At 35.0% G+C, this 15757-nt stretch carries 17 protein-coding genes; 13 read left to right on the forward strand and 4 right to left on the reverse strand.

The annotated features are described in order from the left end of the window. Positions 1–4: 4 nt before the first annotated feature. The 8 genes from DVR12_RS07470 (at position 5) to DVR12_RS07505 (ending at position 6790) form a co-directional block, all read left to right on the forward strand. Positions 5–1237 (forward strand): DUF6807 domain-containing protein, encoded by a 1233-nt coding sequence (locus DVR12_RS07470; RefSeq protein WP_116975011.1) that lies wholly within the window; start codon positions 5–7, stop codon positions 1235–1237. 105 nt (positions 1238–1342) lie between these two features. Next, a complete protein-coding gene (locus DVR12_RS07475; protein ID WP_116975012.1) occupies positions 1343–1648 on the forward strand; it encodes a hypothetical protein in 306 nt (101 codons plus the stop codon). Further along, a complete protein-coding gene (locus DVR12_RS07480) occupies positions 1648–2169 on the forward strand; it encodes a hypothetical protein (protein WP_116975013.1) in 522 nt (173 codons plus the stop codon). The genes DVR12_RS07475 and DVR12_RS07480 overlap by 1 nt, the downstream gene beginning before the upstream one ends. Positions 2170–2190: 21 nt before the next feature. After that, positions 2191–3207: a DUF3137 domain-containing protein gene (locus DVR12_RS07485; protein WP_116975014.1), complete on the forward strand. Its 1017-nt coding sequence runs from the start codon at positions 2191–2193 to the stop codon at positions 3205–3207. A gap of 139 nt (positions 3208–3346) precedes the next feature. After that, positions 3347–3790 (forward strand): hypothetical protein, encoded by a 444-nt coding sequence (locus DVR12_RS07490; RefSeq protein ID WP_116975015.1) that lies wholly within the window; start codon positions 3347–3349, stop codon positions 3788–3790. Positions 3791–3818: 28 nt separating this feature from the next. Beyond that, entirely contained in the window at positions 3819–5180 is a 1362-nt protein-coding gene (locus tag DVR12_RS07495) for a DUF5458 family protein (RefSeq protein WP_116975016.1), read from the forward strand. 10 nt (positions 5181–5190) lie between these two features. Then, positions 5191–6054, forward strand: coding sequence for a hypothetical protein (locus DVR12_RS07500; protein WP_147323426.1), 864 nt, complete (start codon positions 5191–5193; stop codon positions 6052–6054). A 13-nt stretch (positions 6055–6067) separates the two neighbouring features. Continuing rightward, positions 6068–6790: a lytic transglycosylase domain-containing protein gene (locus tag DVR12_RS07505; protein WP_116975018.1), complete on the forward strand. Its 723-nt coding sequence runs from the start codon at positions 6068–6070 to the stop codon at positions 6788–6790. 40 nt (positions 6791–6830) lie between these two features. Here the strand turns inward: DVR12_RS07505 and DVR12_RS07510 are convergent, their stop codons facing one another. Genes DVR12_RS07510 through DVR12_RS07520 form a run of 3 tightly spaced genes read right to left on the reverse strand, consistent with a single transcriptional unit; the run spans position 6831 to position 10077 of the window. Beyond that, a complete protein-coding gene (locus DVR12_RS07510) occupies positions 6831–8603 on the reverse strand; it encodes a type VI secretion system baseplate subunit TssF (protein WP_116975019.1) in 1773 nt (590 codons plus the stop codon). 30 nt (positions 8604–8633) lie between these two features. Further along, the gene (locus DVR12_RS07515; RefSeq protein WP_116975020.1) at positions 8634–9053 is read right to left on the reverse strand and encodes a GPW/gp25 family protein; all 420 of its coding nucleotides are present in this window, start codon (positions 9051–9053) and stop codon (positions 8634–8636) included. Positions 9054–9063: 10 nt separating this feature from the next. Beyond that, positions 9064–10077, reverse strand: a complete 1014-nt coding sequence (locus DVR12_RS07520; RefSeq protein WP_116975021.1) for a PKD domain-containing protein — start codon at positions 10075–10077, stop codon at positions 9064–9066. A gap of 155 nt (positions 10078–10232) precedes the next feature. On the opposite strand from DVR12_RS07520, the gene DVR12_RS27555 reads away from it, so the two are divergent. The 5 genes from DVR12_RS27555 to tssD all read left to right on the forward strand — a co-directional run bounded on the left by DVR12_RS27555 (position 10233) and on the right by tssD (position 14509). Then, entirely contained in the window at positions 10233–11171 is a 939-nt protein-coding gene (locus DVR12_RS27555; RefSeq protein WP_158563224.1) for a hypothetical protein, read from the forward strand. Positions 11172–11192: 21 nt separating this feature from the next. Then, positions 11193–12038, forward strand: a complete 846-nt coding sequence (locus tag DVR12_RS07530) for a TssN family type VI secretion system protein (protein ID WP_158563225.1) — start codon at positions 11193–11195, stop codon at positions 12036–12038. A gap of 86 nt (positions 12039–12124) precedes the next feature. Continuing rightward, positions 12125–13294 carry a hypothetical protein gene (locus tag DVR12_RS07535; protein WP_116975023.1) on the forward strand — a complete coding sequence of 390 codons (1170 nt, stop codon included), beginning with the start codon at positions 12125–12127 and terminating at the stop codon, positions 13292–13294. A 55-nt stretch (positions 13295–13349) separates the two neighbouring features. Then, positions 13350–13871 (forward strand): type VI secretion system TssO, encoded by a 522-nt coding sequence (tssO, locus tag DVR12_RS07540; RefSeq protein WP_116975024.1) that lies wholly within the window; start codon positions 13350–13352, stop codon positions 13869–13871. A 251-nt stretch (positions 13872–14122) separates the two neighbouring features. Further along, entirely contained in the window at positions 14123–14509 is a 387-nt protein-coding gene (tssD, locus tag DVR12_RS07545) for a type VI secretion system tube protein TssD (protein ID WP_116975025.1), read from the forward strand. Between the two features lie 197 nt (positions 14510–14706). Here tssD and coaA read toward each other — a convergent pair whose 3' ends face one another. Then, positions 14707–15663, reverse strand: a complete 957-nt coding sequence (coaA, locus tag DVR12_RS07550) for a type I pantothenate kinase (RefSeq protein ID WP_116975026.1) — start codon at positions 15661–15663, stop codon at positions 14707–14709. Positions 15664–15757: the final 94 nt, after the last annotated feature.

Consider the following 15757-nt stretch of genomic DNA (forward strand, 5'->3'; position numbering starts at 1 on the left):
CGTTATGAAAAGATTTAGCCTGTTGCCAATTCTGTTACTTACGAGTATTTCTTCTTATGCACAATCGTTGGCCTACTTTACTGTTAAGGCAGGAAAAGTAAAACGTGATAACAGTATAGTATATACGACTATAGGTAACCTGCAAAAGGATTCATTACTGCTGGAGGAAGAAATCGATGGGAAGCGTCGGGAGGTTCCGTTTAGCATCCAGGGTACACAGCTTAGTTGGGTGCTGTCAGGAGAAACATTGGCGGGGAAGGAGAGAAAATATATATTAAGTAAAGGTCATGGGAATAAGGGAACACGGATGAACAGTGTAGTTTCCGGTGGTCATTTACTACTGGAAGAGGGAAAACAGCCTATTTTACAATATAACTTTCAAACAACACCGGCACCTGCGGGAGTAGATACGCTTTATAACAGAAATGCGTATATCCATCCACTTTGGGCACCTAATGGGGTAGTATTGACCAATATTTTTCCTAATGTGCCACATATGCATCACATGGGAATCTGGAATCCGTGGACTCACACCCTGTTTGAAGGGAGGGAAACAGATTTCTGGAATATTCAAAAAAAGGAAGGAAAAGTTAAATGGGCAGGAGAGTTAGAGGCTTTTTCCGGAAACGTATGGTGCGGATTTAGAGCCACACAGGATCATATTGCGTTTTTATCTGATGGCCGTGAAAAAACGGCTATACATGAAACCTGGATGGTAAAGGCATATCCGGTTACCCATAATGGAGAAAGAAGATTATGGGATTTCTCTACCACATTTACCCCTGCAACTCCAAGTGGCATTACTTTATTACAATATCGATATGGCGGCGGATTTGGTTTAAGGACTACTGCAGCATTTACAGCAAAAACAAGTCAGGTACTCACATCAGAGGGGAAAACACGAAAAGATGCAGATAGTACCAGGGCCAGATGGGTGAATATTTATGGCACTACACCGGATGGAAAGGCAGGAATGCTAATTATGAATTATCCTGATAACTTCGATTCTCCTGAACCGGTGCGTGTATGGCCGGAGGATATGGAAGGAGGAGAACTGATGTTTAACTTTTCTCCGACCAAAATGAAGAATTGGCAATTGTCGCCAGGTTCCCGCTACCAGCTTAAGTATCGTGTTCTGGTATACGGAGGGGAAATAACAGTAGAGGAGGCTGAAGCTGCCTGGCAGGATTACGTATACCCGGTAGAAGTAACAGTTGAATTTGCAAAACAAGGATAAGTGATATTTGTGAATTAATCCTTTTTGCTTTATTTTAGTAAAGTGAATGTTCGGGTTCGATCGGTTAACCTCGGCGTACCTAAAGTAATAACCATTTCCATTTTTATGAACGATAACCTCAATTTGCGTGGGCAGGATAATGATGATCCACCTTCCTGGGGAGGTGTGGTAGTAGGTTTGCTTCTGGGAATAGGTGGTGCATTTCTTTTATATTACAGATATAACCAATTTCAGCATATAAATAACGCGGCCGCAGAAATTACCAAAGTAGAAATGCTAATTTATAAGGTTGCCGGTAAAAGAGATATTGTTCTGTTAGTAATATATGCAATTGTTGCCCTGTCAGGGTTTTATCTGGCTATTAGCAATTTTATCAGATTAATAAAATTAAGATCTAAAAGAGATACTTGATGGATAATCTATTCGACCTGAAAACCAAACTATTTGAAGCTCACAGACAAGACAGTAAACAAACGGTTTATGCATTATTGTTAGTGGAGTTTTTTTCTCTGAGTATTTTCCTATTGGTAAGTTATGGGGTATTTGAAGGTAGGCACAGGAATATGCCTTTATCGATATTCTGGATGCTATTGATATTGCCAGCCGGCACTACAATTCCATTTCTTTTCAGATTCATTCAAATTTTACATAGAACAAATAAGATTTTGGATTTGGTAGAGGCTATTGAAAGTGGAGAAATCGTAACCAGAATCAGCACATTTACAGATTATAAAATATTCTTACAGCTAAGAATATTCGATATTCGTTTTTACTCAATTGAGTATGTAGAAATTTTATTGGAGAGTAATCATTCCTTGTTTAGATTACCCATATCAATTGAAAATGTTAAACCTTTAAGATCTTTATTGAGCCGCCCAATCACGCGTCGCTACGGCATTGGGGGAACGACTTCTCACTGGTCGGCAAACTAGTGATGATTAATTACTGAAAACATGAAAACCCTGGAAGAATTAAACACCTTCATAGATCATCAATTATTGGATGAACTGAAGAAGATGGAAGACAGACAGATTCTGATCCGCAATAGTATGAGATGGATGTGGATTACCTGTTTGTTTCCTTTTTGTATTTGGGGATTCTTTGTAATATCCCATTTTGCAATAGCAGAAGAGGAGTTGAATACTTATGAGCATCCTGAATACTGGAAATTATTCGGGATTGCCGGGATGATCCTTGTTGTTACAATAACCTGTTACTTGGTCAGATATTATATGCGCAACCGATTAGAAGAAGAGGATCTGGTAGAAACACCAGTTAATGTGAAGGAGGTTTTTGTTAAACCAATCGTAAGTTTTTTGAATTCTCATTATACTTATCAGCCCTGGAACCATATTTCAAGCGAAATGTTTCTTGAAAACCACTTGTTTGCAGATAAATCATATCGAATAACGGGTAGTAATCTGATCTATGGCATATCAGGAGAAGCTCAGTTTCAATATTGCAATCTAAAAGTGGGGTTAGACTCAATGCCAGACAATATTTTTGCAGGAAGCTATTTTATAGCTCAGTTCCCGGCAGTATTTCAATCTTCAGTTTATATTCTGTCAAAAGATGTAAAAATAACAGATCAGTTATTTGAGAATGAATATATAGATACCTGGAGTCTTGGTCGGAAAGTATTGCCTAATAATAAGCATTTCAACAGGTTATTTGTTGTATATACCAAAGATAGCATGGTAGCTTTAAATTTACTTTCTGATGATTTAATAGAATTGCTTTGCGTAATGCAACAACGAACGAAATATAGATTTTTACTGGCTTTTCATGAGAATAAGCTAAGTTTTGGAATAGATAATAATTGTAATCATTTTGAAATGTTGGAAGAAGAAAAAGTAAACGTAAGAGCGTTGCTGGAACAATTTTATGTTGAGTTTAATGAATTGTTACAATTCACAGCTGTGTTAAGTAAGAATGTAGATATCTGGTCTCGTGTTGAATTAGAAATTTAGTTAGGATTCGAAAATATTTTTTTTAGATATTGATCAGTTGTTGAAAAAATGATTTTATCTTTAGATTATTAAGTTTGTTAATCGATTTTTTTTGTTAACTCATTGCCTGTCTTTTGAGCAATCATAAATCCTTCATTTAATGAATGAAAATTTAGATATTGGTGGTATGGAATTAAGTCCATCTGCCAATGAAGCAATCATTGATATTTCACATAACCGTACTTTATTTGTAGAGAAACTAACTAATCAACTTCCACAGAAACCTGAAATTGTTAAAGGCTTATCTAACCTTGTACAGGTGTTTGATCATTTTAAACCATCTGTGAATATTGAGTTTACAGATGGCTGTGGCAGAAATATCCATGAGAAACTTGATTTTCATCAATTGGGAGATTTCGATATTAAAGGGATAGTAGCACAAAGTTCCTTCCTGAACGACCTATCCAGTGAAAAGACCCAGTTTTTAAGAATGATGATGCAGTTAAAAACTAATAAATTATTAGTAGCAGCATTGGAAGATAATGAGTCGAGGCAGGCTATATTGGAAAGCCTTGCGGCCATGCTGCGTGATTTAGAAAGATAATATTTGTTTGTTAACCAAATTGATAATAATGACTAAGTTAAGAACTACTACTGTATCCGAAACTGCTAAACTAAATACTCCGGCATTGGGGAAATCGTTGGAGATACTAAGCCGGTTTGGTGGGTTCGAACTATTGGAAAATACCATTGAAGGAATACAAAATCTAAATCCTGAAAGAAAGGCAAGACGAGATCTTTTTTTGTCTGAAAAGAGCAGAACAATAGAACGTGGAAACTTAAAGCAGCTGATCAGGCTATGGTACCAATTGATAACAGATACCAGCGATGTTACTGAAATGATCAGTTATTGTGAAGAAAAATCAACACTGGCAGAAATTTCTTTGGAAAAGAATTTACAGTTAGCCGTTTCTGGTAGTAGGGATCTTGAAAGATCATATCGGAATGTTGCACATTTTTTTAATAATACCAATCAGGATAAAGTAAAAAATGTAACATTTTTAAATGCCGGATTGGAACAAGTGAAAGATCTTGATAATCCTCAGTTTATTGATACTGTAAGTAACGAATTGGTGAAGCATTATGATCGATTGGATTTAAAGGAAAACTATAGTTTATTAATTGTTTCAGGTTATCTGGGTGCCAATAAAGTAGTTGAGCGATGGGCGCAAATTGCAAATAATAATAAAGTAATGTTGATTACAGATTATGCGCATTTAGATGCCCCCGACGATGTGATGGAACTGTTTGATGAATCCAATTTGACAGGAGGGGAAAAGTACAAATCCAGCGTCATTATGACTTGTAACTGGATTATGGGGAGAAGCAGGCATATGAATATTGAAGAAGAGGATGATCTCTATGTTCCGCCATCAGGAGCTTTAGCAGGTAGGATTTATCATACTTTGATGTCGCAGGTTTCGGCGGGTAAAAAATTTGGGGCATTAGTAGGAGTGGATTGTGTAAGATTTGAGTTGAAAAAAAGTGAGGTGGCAGTGTTAGACAGGTTGGGCCTGGTGCCATTAGTGAAGGAATATGGTAAAGTAATGGCCTTTAGTGCAAAAACCTTATTTAATGGTGATAATCTTGGATTGCAAACGTATTCGGTAGTCAGGGTATTTGATTTTGTAGCTAAAGTATTGATGGATTTTTTGAATCGCAGGGCTTTTGAAAATTTCAATGCCAATACAAGAAAGGAGTTAATGGGGCAGATTGTACGTTTTTTAGATGGAATTTCTGGCCCCGATAAGCTGATTGAAGACTTCAATATACAACGATTTGAGCAAGATCCACGACAGAAAGACAGAGTGTATCTTGATATCTTTCTAAAGCCATATTTTCCTGCCAAAAATTTTCTAATAAAAATGGACGGACAGAAAGGGGATAATGGCAATGAATGGGAAACCCATTATGAACAAGAGAATAAGAAATAAGCATTGAGTTATGAAGAAGTGTAAATACAGTTGCTTGATCTTATGCTTGTTGTTTCAAATTGAGTTGTTGGCTCAGAAAAACATTGATAGCATTTTCACAGCAAAAGGGGCTGTTACAGTACTTAATTGTAATAACCCTATATCAACAGTTCAATTGGGAGATGGTAAAAATCAGGATTATGATTACAGGATACTTGAAAATAATATAATCCTGATCAGATCACAAGGCACAAATCCTAAACCCACTAATTTAGTTATCAAAGCGGGTGACCTGGTACATTACCTGATATTATCACAAAAAGAAAGTTCCGGCTTAAATAATCTGAAATATACTTTACCTGCTAAAATTGAGCAGAACAGAAATGTAGCTAAGTCTTCATTCCTGTATTCTTCAGTAAGGAAAGAGGATATACTAAGATTGGATTCTATACTTTCGCTACTTCCAGCACAAGAAAATGTAACTGATACTAATACCATCTCAAAAATAGCCACGAATTTTGGGCTAAATTTACGACACAGAGCAAGACATAGAACTAATTATAGAAAGCTTAAAATAGGGTATGTAAAAGCTATGACATTGAATGGATATGATTATTTGTGTTTGAGAGTCAAATCAAAAGATGCTGCGATCGATGTTCAGAATATCAATCTGGTTAGAAAAGAGACTGGTTATCAGCATGGCTTATATAATGTTCCCATATTTTATCACAGAACAATAAAGGGGAAACGTACAGCAATTGAGCTGGTGGTAGTAACCTCTTCACATAAGTATCATAAGAAAGATAAATTAATAGTATTGTTGAGAGATATTAGAAGAACTCTAATATTGGGATTTTATTTATCTACGAAGGTGTTGCCGGGATCAATGAAGTAGTAAAATACTATTTATGTTTATAAGAACATTACTTCTTTTATTTAACACAGGTTTTCATATAATCATATTCAATCCCTCTATAAAAGCACAAACTATTGACTTTTGTGGAGAACCTATGCCTATAGAAGCTGAGTATATGAATAAATTTATGGATATATCTGAGCGGTATCTGCACACCAGAGAAATAGAACTCCTGAAAAGCAGGGCTATATTATATTTCCCTGTTATAGAAGCAATATTGAAAAAGTATAATATCCCTAATGATTTTAAATACTTACCCCTTGTAGAAAGCGGACTTAGAAATGTTACCTCTCCAAAACAAGCCAGAGGAGTTTGGCAAATTATGCCGAATACAGCTTTGGAGCTAGGGCTTACCATTAATAAGCAAAAAGATGAGAGAACTCAATTGTTAAGCTCAACTCGCGCAGCGGCTGAATTGATTAAAAGAATGCAACAAAAGTTGGGCTCGTGGTCTTTAACAGCAGCAGCATATAATGCAGGAATTGGTACAATAAAACAGGCACTGGCTGAGCAGGGGAAATCGAGATATTATGAATTGAAGCTAAATTCTGAGACTTCTACGTATTTATATAAAATAATCACCGTCAAATTATTATTTGAATCGGGCATTTTGAATGGCTCAGGTATTGATAATCCCTTAAATAACAGAGATAGGAATTTAGTTGATCCCATAAATAGGTGGAACAGGGATGAAGGTTCTCTCAATTGCTTCTAATGTTATATTTCCGGAATTTGGGATTGGTATTATTGACTTCTTAATAGCTATTAGTTTCTATAATTCTTATTACATAAGGAAACTGGTTACTTGATTTCTCTTTTAACTCAAAATGTAAATCGGCTTTCATATAATTAATTTGTTCTATGCTCAGATAGCCGGATTTGACGTAAATATCCAGGTTAATTGATCTGCAATAGCCATTATTACCGGGAAGTATGGTAGTTCCTTTGGAAACATTTACTTGATCAATACAACTACTAAATTTATATCTGCATAACGCCTCAATATCGGCTGTAGTAATTATGCGATCATGGGTAAGAAATTGGTAGCGGAAGGTTTCCATTTGTTCTTTTTCATTTTGTTTATTTCTGCCATTAGTTACATTTCTTACAAACCGGATGCTGGAGGTTAACAAGTTTGCATTGTTTAATTCCATTGCAAGAGTACCGGTTTTTATGGGATCTAATAACCCTTGAGTTGAATAAAAGCTAATATTCAGTGGGTAAGCCTTATAGTCAGGCTTAAAAATTAAATAAGTGGTGGAGTTATTATTAATATTCCTTGGCACGAGTTCTTCCAAATGTGTTATAGCTTGTTGCAAGGATGCTAATTGATTATTTATATGATCATTTTTAGCAGTTTGAAAAACTATGCACTCAGTTTGGATAATTCTAATTATCCACATTATCAAATCGCTTATACTTCTTTGGTCAAATCTGGAAACTCCATTGGTTCTGAGTAGGAACTCATAAGTATCCAGGAGTTTAGGATCTGTTTGTATAGCGGGTTTAAAGACCTGTCCTTCATCATTTGTAACAGATTTGATAGCATAGAAATTATCATTTGTTTCAATTGGAATAATATTTAGATATGGAATAGTTTTGATTGTATGGGTTTCCAATTTCTTATTAATGACCGGGAAACAGTTTATATTAAAGAATAAGTTTTCAATTAAGCTATATTCAATACCTGTTGGGAATATTATATCGAGCCAGAAGATATTTTCATCTTCATTCCTGCGAGGATTTAAGTCGCCGATCGACCGGTTATCGATTATAGTAATGAAATGCTTTTCCAATTGTTTATAAGTCCTATATTCATAAGAATGTTTTGTGAATACTAAATTGGTATTGGAACTATATGCTAATTTTTCGGGGGGTGAGGTAGGATTTAAACCATGCTTAGAAACAAGTTGTGAATTACCTATTAATACTTTTGTGAATGGTAATAATTGAAAGAAGTTACTGCTGTCTGAAGAATTTCTGATTTCGAAGTAGCAGGATAGCCCATATAGGGAAAGGTTAAAATTATCTGTTTTAATGCCAATTGAAATATGATTATAGTTTGAGAGATCATTGAGATTTGATTCTTGTAGTAACTCGTTGTAACAGCCGTCTCTTTGTTGGTAGATTTTATTGTGAGTTTGAATATATTTTACTTGTAAAGGAAAAAGAGAATGTTGGGTAAAGGTAGTCCAAATACTTTTTTTAGGTACTGATTGTATTGAGTTGTTACAACTAAATTGGTATTCAGAGGGCATTATAAATACTTCATTATTGGGTTGGGCGTGAAGAACACTACTGGCGGGCAAGGGGCCTACCATTGAATGAGGTAGGAGAAGTGTAGCAAGGTTTTCCAGCATTCGGGATTTTGACTCATCAGCAACCATAGAAATATTTTCTAATTCAAATGCACAGGCTTCCAATAGTAGAGTTACAATGGGATCTAGTTCGGTTGGTATGGTACTATCGGCATATCCCCAAATTTTAGCAGCTTTTTTTAAAATACTTTCTTTTATTTTTTCTTTCATCTGCAACTGATTTTTTATTTGTTTTATTATTTAATATTGGCAGAATGGGCTTATTAAGAAAACATACCTACACTTAAGAAATTGATTGTTGGAAGTAATTATTCCGGAAATATTCAATTCTACTTTTATTTTCCCGGGCTGATTTACTTCTGGTTGTAATATCGTTGCTGTAATTACGGCGTTATTAAGCCGTTTTTCATATATCTCTAAACTATGGCGTACAGATTCTTCCAGTTGTTCTTTTATTTCAAGTATGGTTTGTTTTAAGTTAAAATCATTTTCCCACCATTTACAACCATACAGTTTATCAAATTTGCATTCTCCATTTACTGTAGTTATTAATAATTGTATATTTTGCTCTATGCTATTTCGAATATTAATAGTTGATATTCCCTTGTTATTAAGTATATCAGAAAAGCTGACTGGTATCTTATATAATTTGGTCTGCATTTTTGTATTATTAGAATAATCCTAAAATTTTCTTTTTATTATAACTAATGTAAATTTCTTTGATGCAGCCATTTTCCTCCTTCAGGAAGGTTAATTGGTCTATCTGTAATTTCTTTTTTCCAATAATTCGTTCACAAAAATGATTGAAGCTATCTACTTCATTTCCGTTTATATTAACTTTGATCTGTGCATTACAGAGGTAGTACAACAGGTCTTTTATATTACATTGCTTGTTTGAAAATGTAGTTAACAGAAATTTAAATTCTTCTTCAGAAATTGGCTCGATGGCAGGCTTTATATTTTTGTCTGGAGCTTTCCTGTTGGTGGCAGGCTGTGTATCTGGTAGCTTGGAGTGTTTGGATTGTGGGATTATTAATGGAGGAGCAATAACAGTAATTCTTTTACTTACAAGATGATTGCTATCATTATTGATAATTAGTGATAAAAGCTTGTCGCCTTCGGTTGTAAAACGTAATTCGATATTAGCAGTTGAATAATAGGTGGTTGTATCCTGGTCTACCAGGCACCAGAACCAGGATTTGGCCTGGGGTGTATTATTGAAATATTTAGTAGGTTTACCTGCTAAGGTACTTGCAGGGCCTTCTATTGTTGGGAATATTGTTGCAGAATCTTTTGGTGGTTGGAGGAATGAGATGATTTTTATTTCTTTACTCCATCTACATTTGCCGGAAAGTAAACTAATTCTGAAGATACCCGCTTTATTATAGGAATGATAAACCTGTTGGCCTTTGGCTGCATAGTTATCTCCAAATTCCCATTGATATTCCGCCCCAGTTATATTTTTCCCATTAGCAATCAGGGTAATGACTTCTCCTACTAAATGAATATTATTTATTGCTGGGATTTTGATATCGGTATCGTAACAATTTTTCCTGTTGTAGTAGTAAATGCAAAAGATGGTTAGGACAATACTTATACATACAGCAAAGGTTCTGAGCACCATTTTGTCTAATGGTTGCTTATAGGTTAAACTAAAGGAAGATGTGAAAATTGGGGATTCCATGCTCACTTAATTTATTTGGCAATCTTACGCTAAAAATTGGATGAATTAATCAATCCTAACATTTAAAGATTTTAATGATTTTTCTCATCGATATTTCAACAATCGATTTGATTCTTCATTAAATTTGCTGCATTGTTTGTTAACACGCTGTATGTATGATTAGAGGTAATACGACCTTAAACCATTCCGGAAAATATGTTAAGCATTTATATCAATTTTCGGAAGAAATAAGACCAGAAGTAATTGTTGGGTTATTACTTGATGCAGGGATCTCCGAATCGGCTATTATAGTCAATAGAGTAGGAGGTTTTTGTAAACCTAATTTTCGGGATCTTTTGCAAATCTCTCTTCAGACTGATAATATTCATCAGTATAGAATAGCTTTGGTTTTATCCAGAGATAGTTTTTATGATTTACTTCCTCAGGTGCTTTTTCATAAGTATAATTCATATTCGGAGGCAGAAGGTATGACAATCAGAAATGCTATTAAACATTATAAAATACGTTTGTCTGAGGAGCAAGCGGCAAGAAAATTTTTCATGCCCTGGGAGAACGAATTCTTCTTTCAGCAAGTATTAATTGAGCAAAATGAGAAAAACTGGGTAAGAGAAGCCCAGATACTAGAAGGTTTGATAGGGATAGATATCAATATGAAATTACCGGCTCATCTTATGAAGAAGTTTACGGTTATGCTGCCATATGTTCATTTATTTTCTTTAAACAGTGTAAATGTTGAACAGATACTACAATGGATTTTTGATTTATCTATTACAATCAATCAAAAGATCACAGGTAAAACCATAGTTGTTGATACAGGGCCATTGATTGGAAACACCTGTTTAGGAATTGATATGGTTGCCGGGATATATTATCATAGCGATATGCCAATATGGGAAATTGTTATTAATGTATCCGACAGTATGGAATTTAGGCCATTTGGCGAAAACAGAAGAATGTTGGATCTCTGCTATAAATATCTAGTGCCGGCAGATATTCAGGAGGAAACTACATTCAGGTTTGAAAAACCCGAACCTGATTTCTTTTTGCAGCAAAAACACAGCAACTCCTTTATAGGATATAATATAAGGTTATAAGTATTTTAATTGTGGATGTAGATGAATAATTATTTGAAGCAGAACTTGGTATTGATTTTACTGTTCTCGGCAGCACTGTTGATATACTTTTTCTTTACGAAATCAGTCGTTCCTTTTAATCCAATCAAAAGAAAGATTTATATCTATTTATCACTAAATAGCATATTTTATCTGGTATTGTTTTGCTGTTCTTTTCTCGCGTATTCATCTGAGAATATGATATTACTGTATTGCTGGCATTTGTTTATATTTTTTACGGAAGGTTGTATCTATTGCTACTTCAGATTTTCTCAAACAATTAAGCTCGAAATTAATATGGTTTCTGAAATATTGTTTTTAGTATTACTGCTGTTGGTAGGACTTGTTTTTCTATTACTGACCTGCAAATTCTGGAATAATGAAATATTCTTTTATCCTTTGTTAACCAGTGGGTTTATTCTCCTGCTCCCAATATCATTTTATCATACCTTTCTAAAGGCTATTCTTATTCCGTTAGTTACTTATCAATACTGGAATTTTCCCTCGAGCGGGGATATACCTGCTGTAAGCGATCAGGAGTTGAAAGACCCGGTTATCATTGGATTTAAAATCCAGAAGTCGAATAGGGGAGGTGCATATACTTTATTTCGTGCTAAGGCTCCTATTAAAATGGACTTAGGAGATCTGTTTTATCATTTTGTTTCCGACTATAACGACAGGCATCCGGGTACGCCAATTGATTCGGTTACAATTGAAGGTACGCCCACACAATGGTTGTTTTATAGCAATGGGTATTACTTTAGTAAGCGGGTATTGGATCCCTGGAAAGCTGTATTTATGAATCAACTTAAAGAAAATAGCATAGTTATTTGTAAACGCATTCTGTAGTAAACCATGGTATTACTGTCTTTTGAATTATGATACAGTATCTATGTTTCTGAATAAGGAGTTAATTATTGAAAAATTAATTGAGCATGATAGAGCCATTACAATTTTTTCCAACCAACTGGATAGATGGAATGAAAATCATGAAGCAACATTTTGTTGACTCTGAAAATGCGTTTAGGGATGAGCTTAGAGACTGCCAGTCTATTCCCCTCACCAGTTATAACTATGGACTGATTGCGCCCTTAAGGGAAGAAGAGTCCTTGAAGTGTTGGTTTAGTACAGATAACCAATGTGAATGGAACCTAAAAGTTACCAATTGCAGAGCCGTTACTGCTGCAGGTGCAAGAATTGAAATAACTCAACATACCGCCAATAAGATAACAAATGCATCTGCTTTTGTGGAGGCAAAAATAAATGTGGAAACGTTTAAGGATGATGTACTATACCTGGTATTGATTTCTACTAATCCATTTGACCGTCAGGTAGCTGGTATTCCATTACTGGAAGAAATACCTCCCAGATATCCATTTACGCAATCTACAAATACATTGTCGGTATTACCGTCGGAGCAACTTCCTAAACTAAGAACAAGTGGATATGATTTAATTATTGGACAGATTTATCTGGTAGATGGGTTTCCAAGGTGGAACGACAATTATATTCCCCCATGCGCAACGGTTAACGCACATCCCAAATTACTCTCATTGTATGAGAGAGTAAATGTTTTTTTATCTCAGACAGAGCTATACCTGATTGCGATTATGCAGAAAATTCATTTAAAACAAGGCAATGAATTGGCTGAAGGGATCTGGGAAATTGCTAATCAGTTAATTCAATACCTAAATACAAAAATGGGCCTTTTCAAATTTTTGATTTCTGAAAGCCCGCCAGTTTTTATGCTGGATATTGTTGCTGGTCTTGCTAGAACATTCAAGAACGCAATGGATCAGAGAGCGAATGATGGAAAAACGGAAATACTTCAACATTTTTGGGAATGGTGTGGTCATACTCCTGCTGAAATAGAGAGCATTACAATTCAATGCGCTAATCTGAACTATCAACATAATAATATGAACAGTAGTATTGTTTCAACTGTCAGTTTTCTTGAATTATTTTCGAAGTTATTAGAAAGGTTATGGAAGCTGGATGTGATTGGAAAGAAATATGATGGGAATATTTTTGTGAAAGAAGAATCGCAGGCAGATGAAGAATACCTGAATAAACATAAAGTTAAGAACAGGTTCTTCACTGATTAAAATTGAGACTAGTAGAGTATGATTGTTATTATTATCAGTCTATAATCTAAAGAATATGGAAGCATTGAACAAAGAAGCAAGGATGGCGGCTTTTTGGACCTTTTTGCTATTTTTTGTAGTTACAGCTACATTATTAATCATTACAATATTTTTTAGCGTACAAGCACCAATTCAGGAAAATCTAATTCTTAGGAAGGAAATAGATGGTTATAAGAATGACTTCCTTTTTCAGGAATATTTTCATAAAAGGATAAATGAGGTCAAACGGAACCTGGATATTGTGAATGCTCCGGAACAGAACGCGTCATACATAGATCAGATAGTTGCCTCTGCTTTGGCAGATTTAAGAGGTAAAATTCCTCAACCTTCTTCCTATTTCCCTTTTTATGATAATATCATCCAGATATTTCTGGCGCTGCAACAAAATAAACAACAACTAAGAACCTTACTACATGCACAGGAGGAAATAATTTCGCTAAGAGAGAAAGCCGCAAGGTTAAATGAACAACTGGAAATGAAAAGTAGAGATCTTGATAATTGCAGACAAATGTTATTGCTGAATAGTAAAGTGAATTAGGAATATAACATTTTAAATGTCTGGTGGTCAACATTTGAATAGGAATGGATTGTAAAATATCTGGCGATTATATTACAAATTTGACGGATTGTTTTTATGTAGGAGAATCTATGAAGTATATAGTGGGCTTCTTCATTGTTAATGACCAATACTGAATATACTCAGCTTTGTTTTAAAAATAGAGATACTAATAATAAACTGCATAATTCAATTCTGTATAATCTTAATTGTTAACCTATAAATTATTTACAATGTCATTTAAAGCTAAATTAGAGGTAAATGGGCTGCAATATAATATCCAGCATGTAACATATGAGCTCTCACAGGAAATTGATGCTACCGGCAGGCCATCAGCTATCACAAGAGGAGGAAGAATTCGAATGACAGTTGAATCGACCGGTCAGACTGAATTATTTGAATGGATGGTTAATAATTTTGAAAGAAAGGACGGAACCATAACTTTTTTCAAGAGAGATAATGATTCCAAATTAAAAATGTTGGAATTTAAAGAAGGGTATTTGGTTAGGTTTCAGGAATCATTTGATTATGAAAATGAATACCCAATGCTAATATCATTTACGATTTCAGCACGCGAGATTATTATGGGAAATGCAAAACACGTTAATGAGTGGGTATAAGTCACCTTTTAACCTATATTCAGTATTAATAAAAGGCCTGGAGTATGTCAGTTGTTTCTTACTTATTCTATTACTTTATGCCTATAGAATTCGCGGTTAACCTAAAATAAGTTAACCGCGAATTCTATAAAAATGATATTGCATTTGATTTTTCCGGAGAAAATAGCTGGGAGTAATAATATCCTTGATTTCAGCTATTATATTTTTCTGAGCTGAATTGATTGAACGAAATGATGATGGCCTTTTTCTAAGATCAGGCTTGCCCTAAACCTGGTTGGTGCAATATTTTGCTCCAGGTTAGGTTTATTTATGTCATCCCAGATCTGAGTGGCTAATTCAACAGTTGCAGTATCTGATAAATGTGCATAACGGTGAAAGAACGATTCTGGATTCTGGAATGCAGTTTTTCTAAGCGATTCAAATCTTGATATATACCATTTACGAATATCTTTTTCAGCAGCATCTACATAAATACTGAAATCAAAAAAATCAGATACATAAACGGCAGGATCCTTTTGTTGTTGACGAGGGCGCACCTGCAATACATTTACCCCTTCAACAATTACAATATCGGGTCGTTCAATCCATTGAAGCTGACCTGGTAATACATCATACTCGAGATGTGAGTAAAGGGGAGCCGCCACTTTTTCCTTTCCTGATTTTACATCAGCTAGGAAATGAATCAGTCGCTTAATGTCATAGCTTTCCGGAAAACCTTTACGATTCATCAGGTTATTTGATTCTAGTACCTTATTTGGATATAGAAACCCATCTGTGGTAACTAAATCAACTTTCGGATGATTGGGCCATCCTTGTAATAAGCGTTGTAGAACCCTGGCGGTTGTACTTTTTCCAACAGCTACACTACCTGCAATGCCTATAATGTATGGAACTTTACCTTCATGGCTGCTTAAAAACTTGCTTGTTTTGTCATGCAATTCCTGCGACGACGAAACATATAAATTAAGCAATTGTGCCAGAGGAAGATATACTTGCTGAATTTCGTCTTGTGTGAGTGGCTCATTCATACCGTGCAATGCCTCCAGATCGTAATCATGAAGTTGTAGCATAGCATCACCGCTTCTTTCTGCCCATTCCTTCCGGGTAAAAGAGATATAGGGAGTATAGCGGTCGCGTTTCAAAGAAGTGGTCATTCTGCGTGTTTAGTTATTTACGGATGTTTAATGTTGTAACCAGGCGACTTTTAAAAAAAACGCCTCAATTTCCGTATATGTTGCCAAAATTCCA

The sequence above is a fragment of the Chitinophaga silvatica genome, assembly GCF_003419895.1.
In the GTDB taxonomy this organism is placed as follows: Bacteria; Bacteroidota; Bacteroidia; order Chitinophagales; family Chitinophagaceae; genus Chitinophaga; species Chitinophaga silvatica.

Excerpts from the sequence above, each read along its gene's own strand:
- DVR12_RS07500 (WP_147323426.1), top strand. The coding sequence starts at position 5,191 with ATGAAGAAGTGTAAATACAGTTGCTTGATCTTATGCTTGTTGTTTCAA.
- DVR12_RS07490 (WP_116975015.1), top strand. The coding sequence starts at position 3,347 with ATGAATGAAAATTTAGATATTGGTGGTATGGAATTAAGTCCATCTGCC.
- DVR12_RS27555 (WP_158563224.1), top strand. The coding sequence starts at position 10,233 with ATGATTAGAGGTAATACGACCTTAAACCATTCCGGAAAATATGTTAAG.
- DVR12_RS07470 (WP_116975011.1), top strand. The coding sequence starts at position 5 with ATGAAAAGATTTAGCCTGTTGCCAATTCTGTTACTTACGAGTATTTCT.
- DVR12_RS07520 (WP_116975021.1), bottom strand. The coding sequence starts at position 10,077 with ATGGAATCCCCAATTTTCACATCTTCCTTTAGTTTAACCTATAAGCAA.
- DVR12_RS07530 (WP_158563225.1), top strand. The coding sequence starts at position 11,193 with ATGAATAATTATTTGAAGCAGAACTTGGTATTGATTTTACTGTTCTCG.
- DVR12_RS07475 (WP_116975012.1), top strand. The coding sequence starts at position 1,343 with ATGAACGATAACCTCAATTTGCGTGGGCAGGATAATGATGATCCACCT.
- DVR12_RS07510 (WP_116975019.1), bottom strand. The coding sequence starts at position 8,603 with ATGAAAGAAAAAATAAAAGAAAGTATTTTAAAAAAAGCTGCTAAAATT.
- DVR12_RS07515 (WP_116975020.1), bottom strand. The coding sequence starts at position 9,053 with ATGCAGACCAAATTATATAAGATACCAGTCAGCTTTTCTGATATACTT.
- tssO (WP_116975024.1), top strand. The coding sequence starts at position 13,350 with ATGGAAGCATTGAACAAAGAAGCAAGGATGGCGGCTTTTTGGACCTTT.
- coaA (WP_116975026.1), bottom strand. The coding sequence starts at position 15,663 with ATGACCACTTCTTTGAAACGCGACCGCTATACTCCCTATATCTCTTTT.
- DVR12_RS07485 (WP_116975014.1), top strand. The coding sequence starts at position 2,191 with ATGAAAACCCTGGAAGAATTAAACACCTTCATAGATCATCAATTATTG.
- DVR12_RS07505 (WP_116975018.1), top strand. The coding sequence starts at position 6,068 with ATGTTTATAAGAACATTACTTCTTTTATTTAACACAGGTTTTCATATA.
- DVR12_RS07480 (WP_116975013.1), top strand. The coding sequence starts at position 1,648 with ATGGATAATCTATTCGACCTGAAAACCAAACTATTTGAAGCTCACAGA.
- tssD (WP_116975025.1), top strand. The coding sequence starts at position 14,123 with ATGTCATTTAAAGCTAAATTAGAGGTAAATGGGCTGCAATATAATATC.
- DVR12_RS07535 (WP_116975023.1), top strand. The coding sequence starts at position 12,125 with ATGATAGAGCCATTACAATTTTTTCCAACCAACTGGATAGATGGAATG.
- DVR12_RS07495 (WP_116975016.1), top strand. The coding sequence starts at position 3,819 with ATGACTAAGTTAAGAACTACTACTGTATCCGAAACTGCTAAACTAAAT.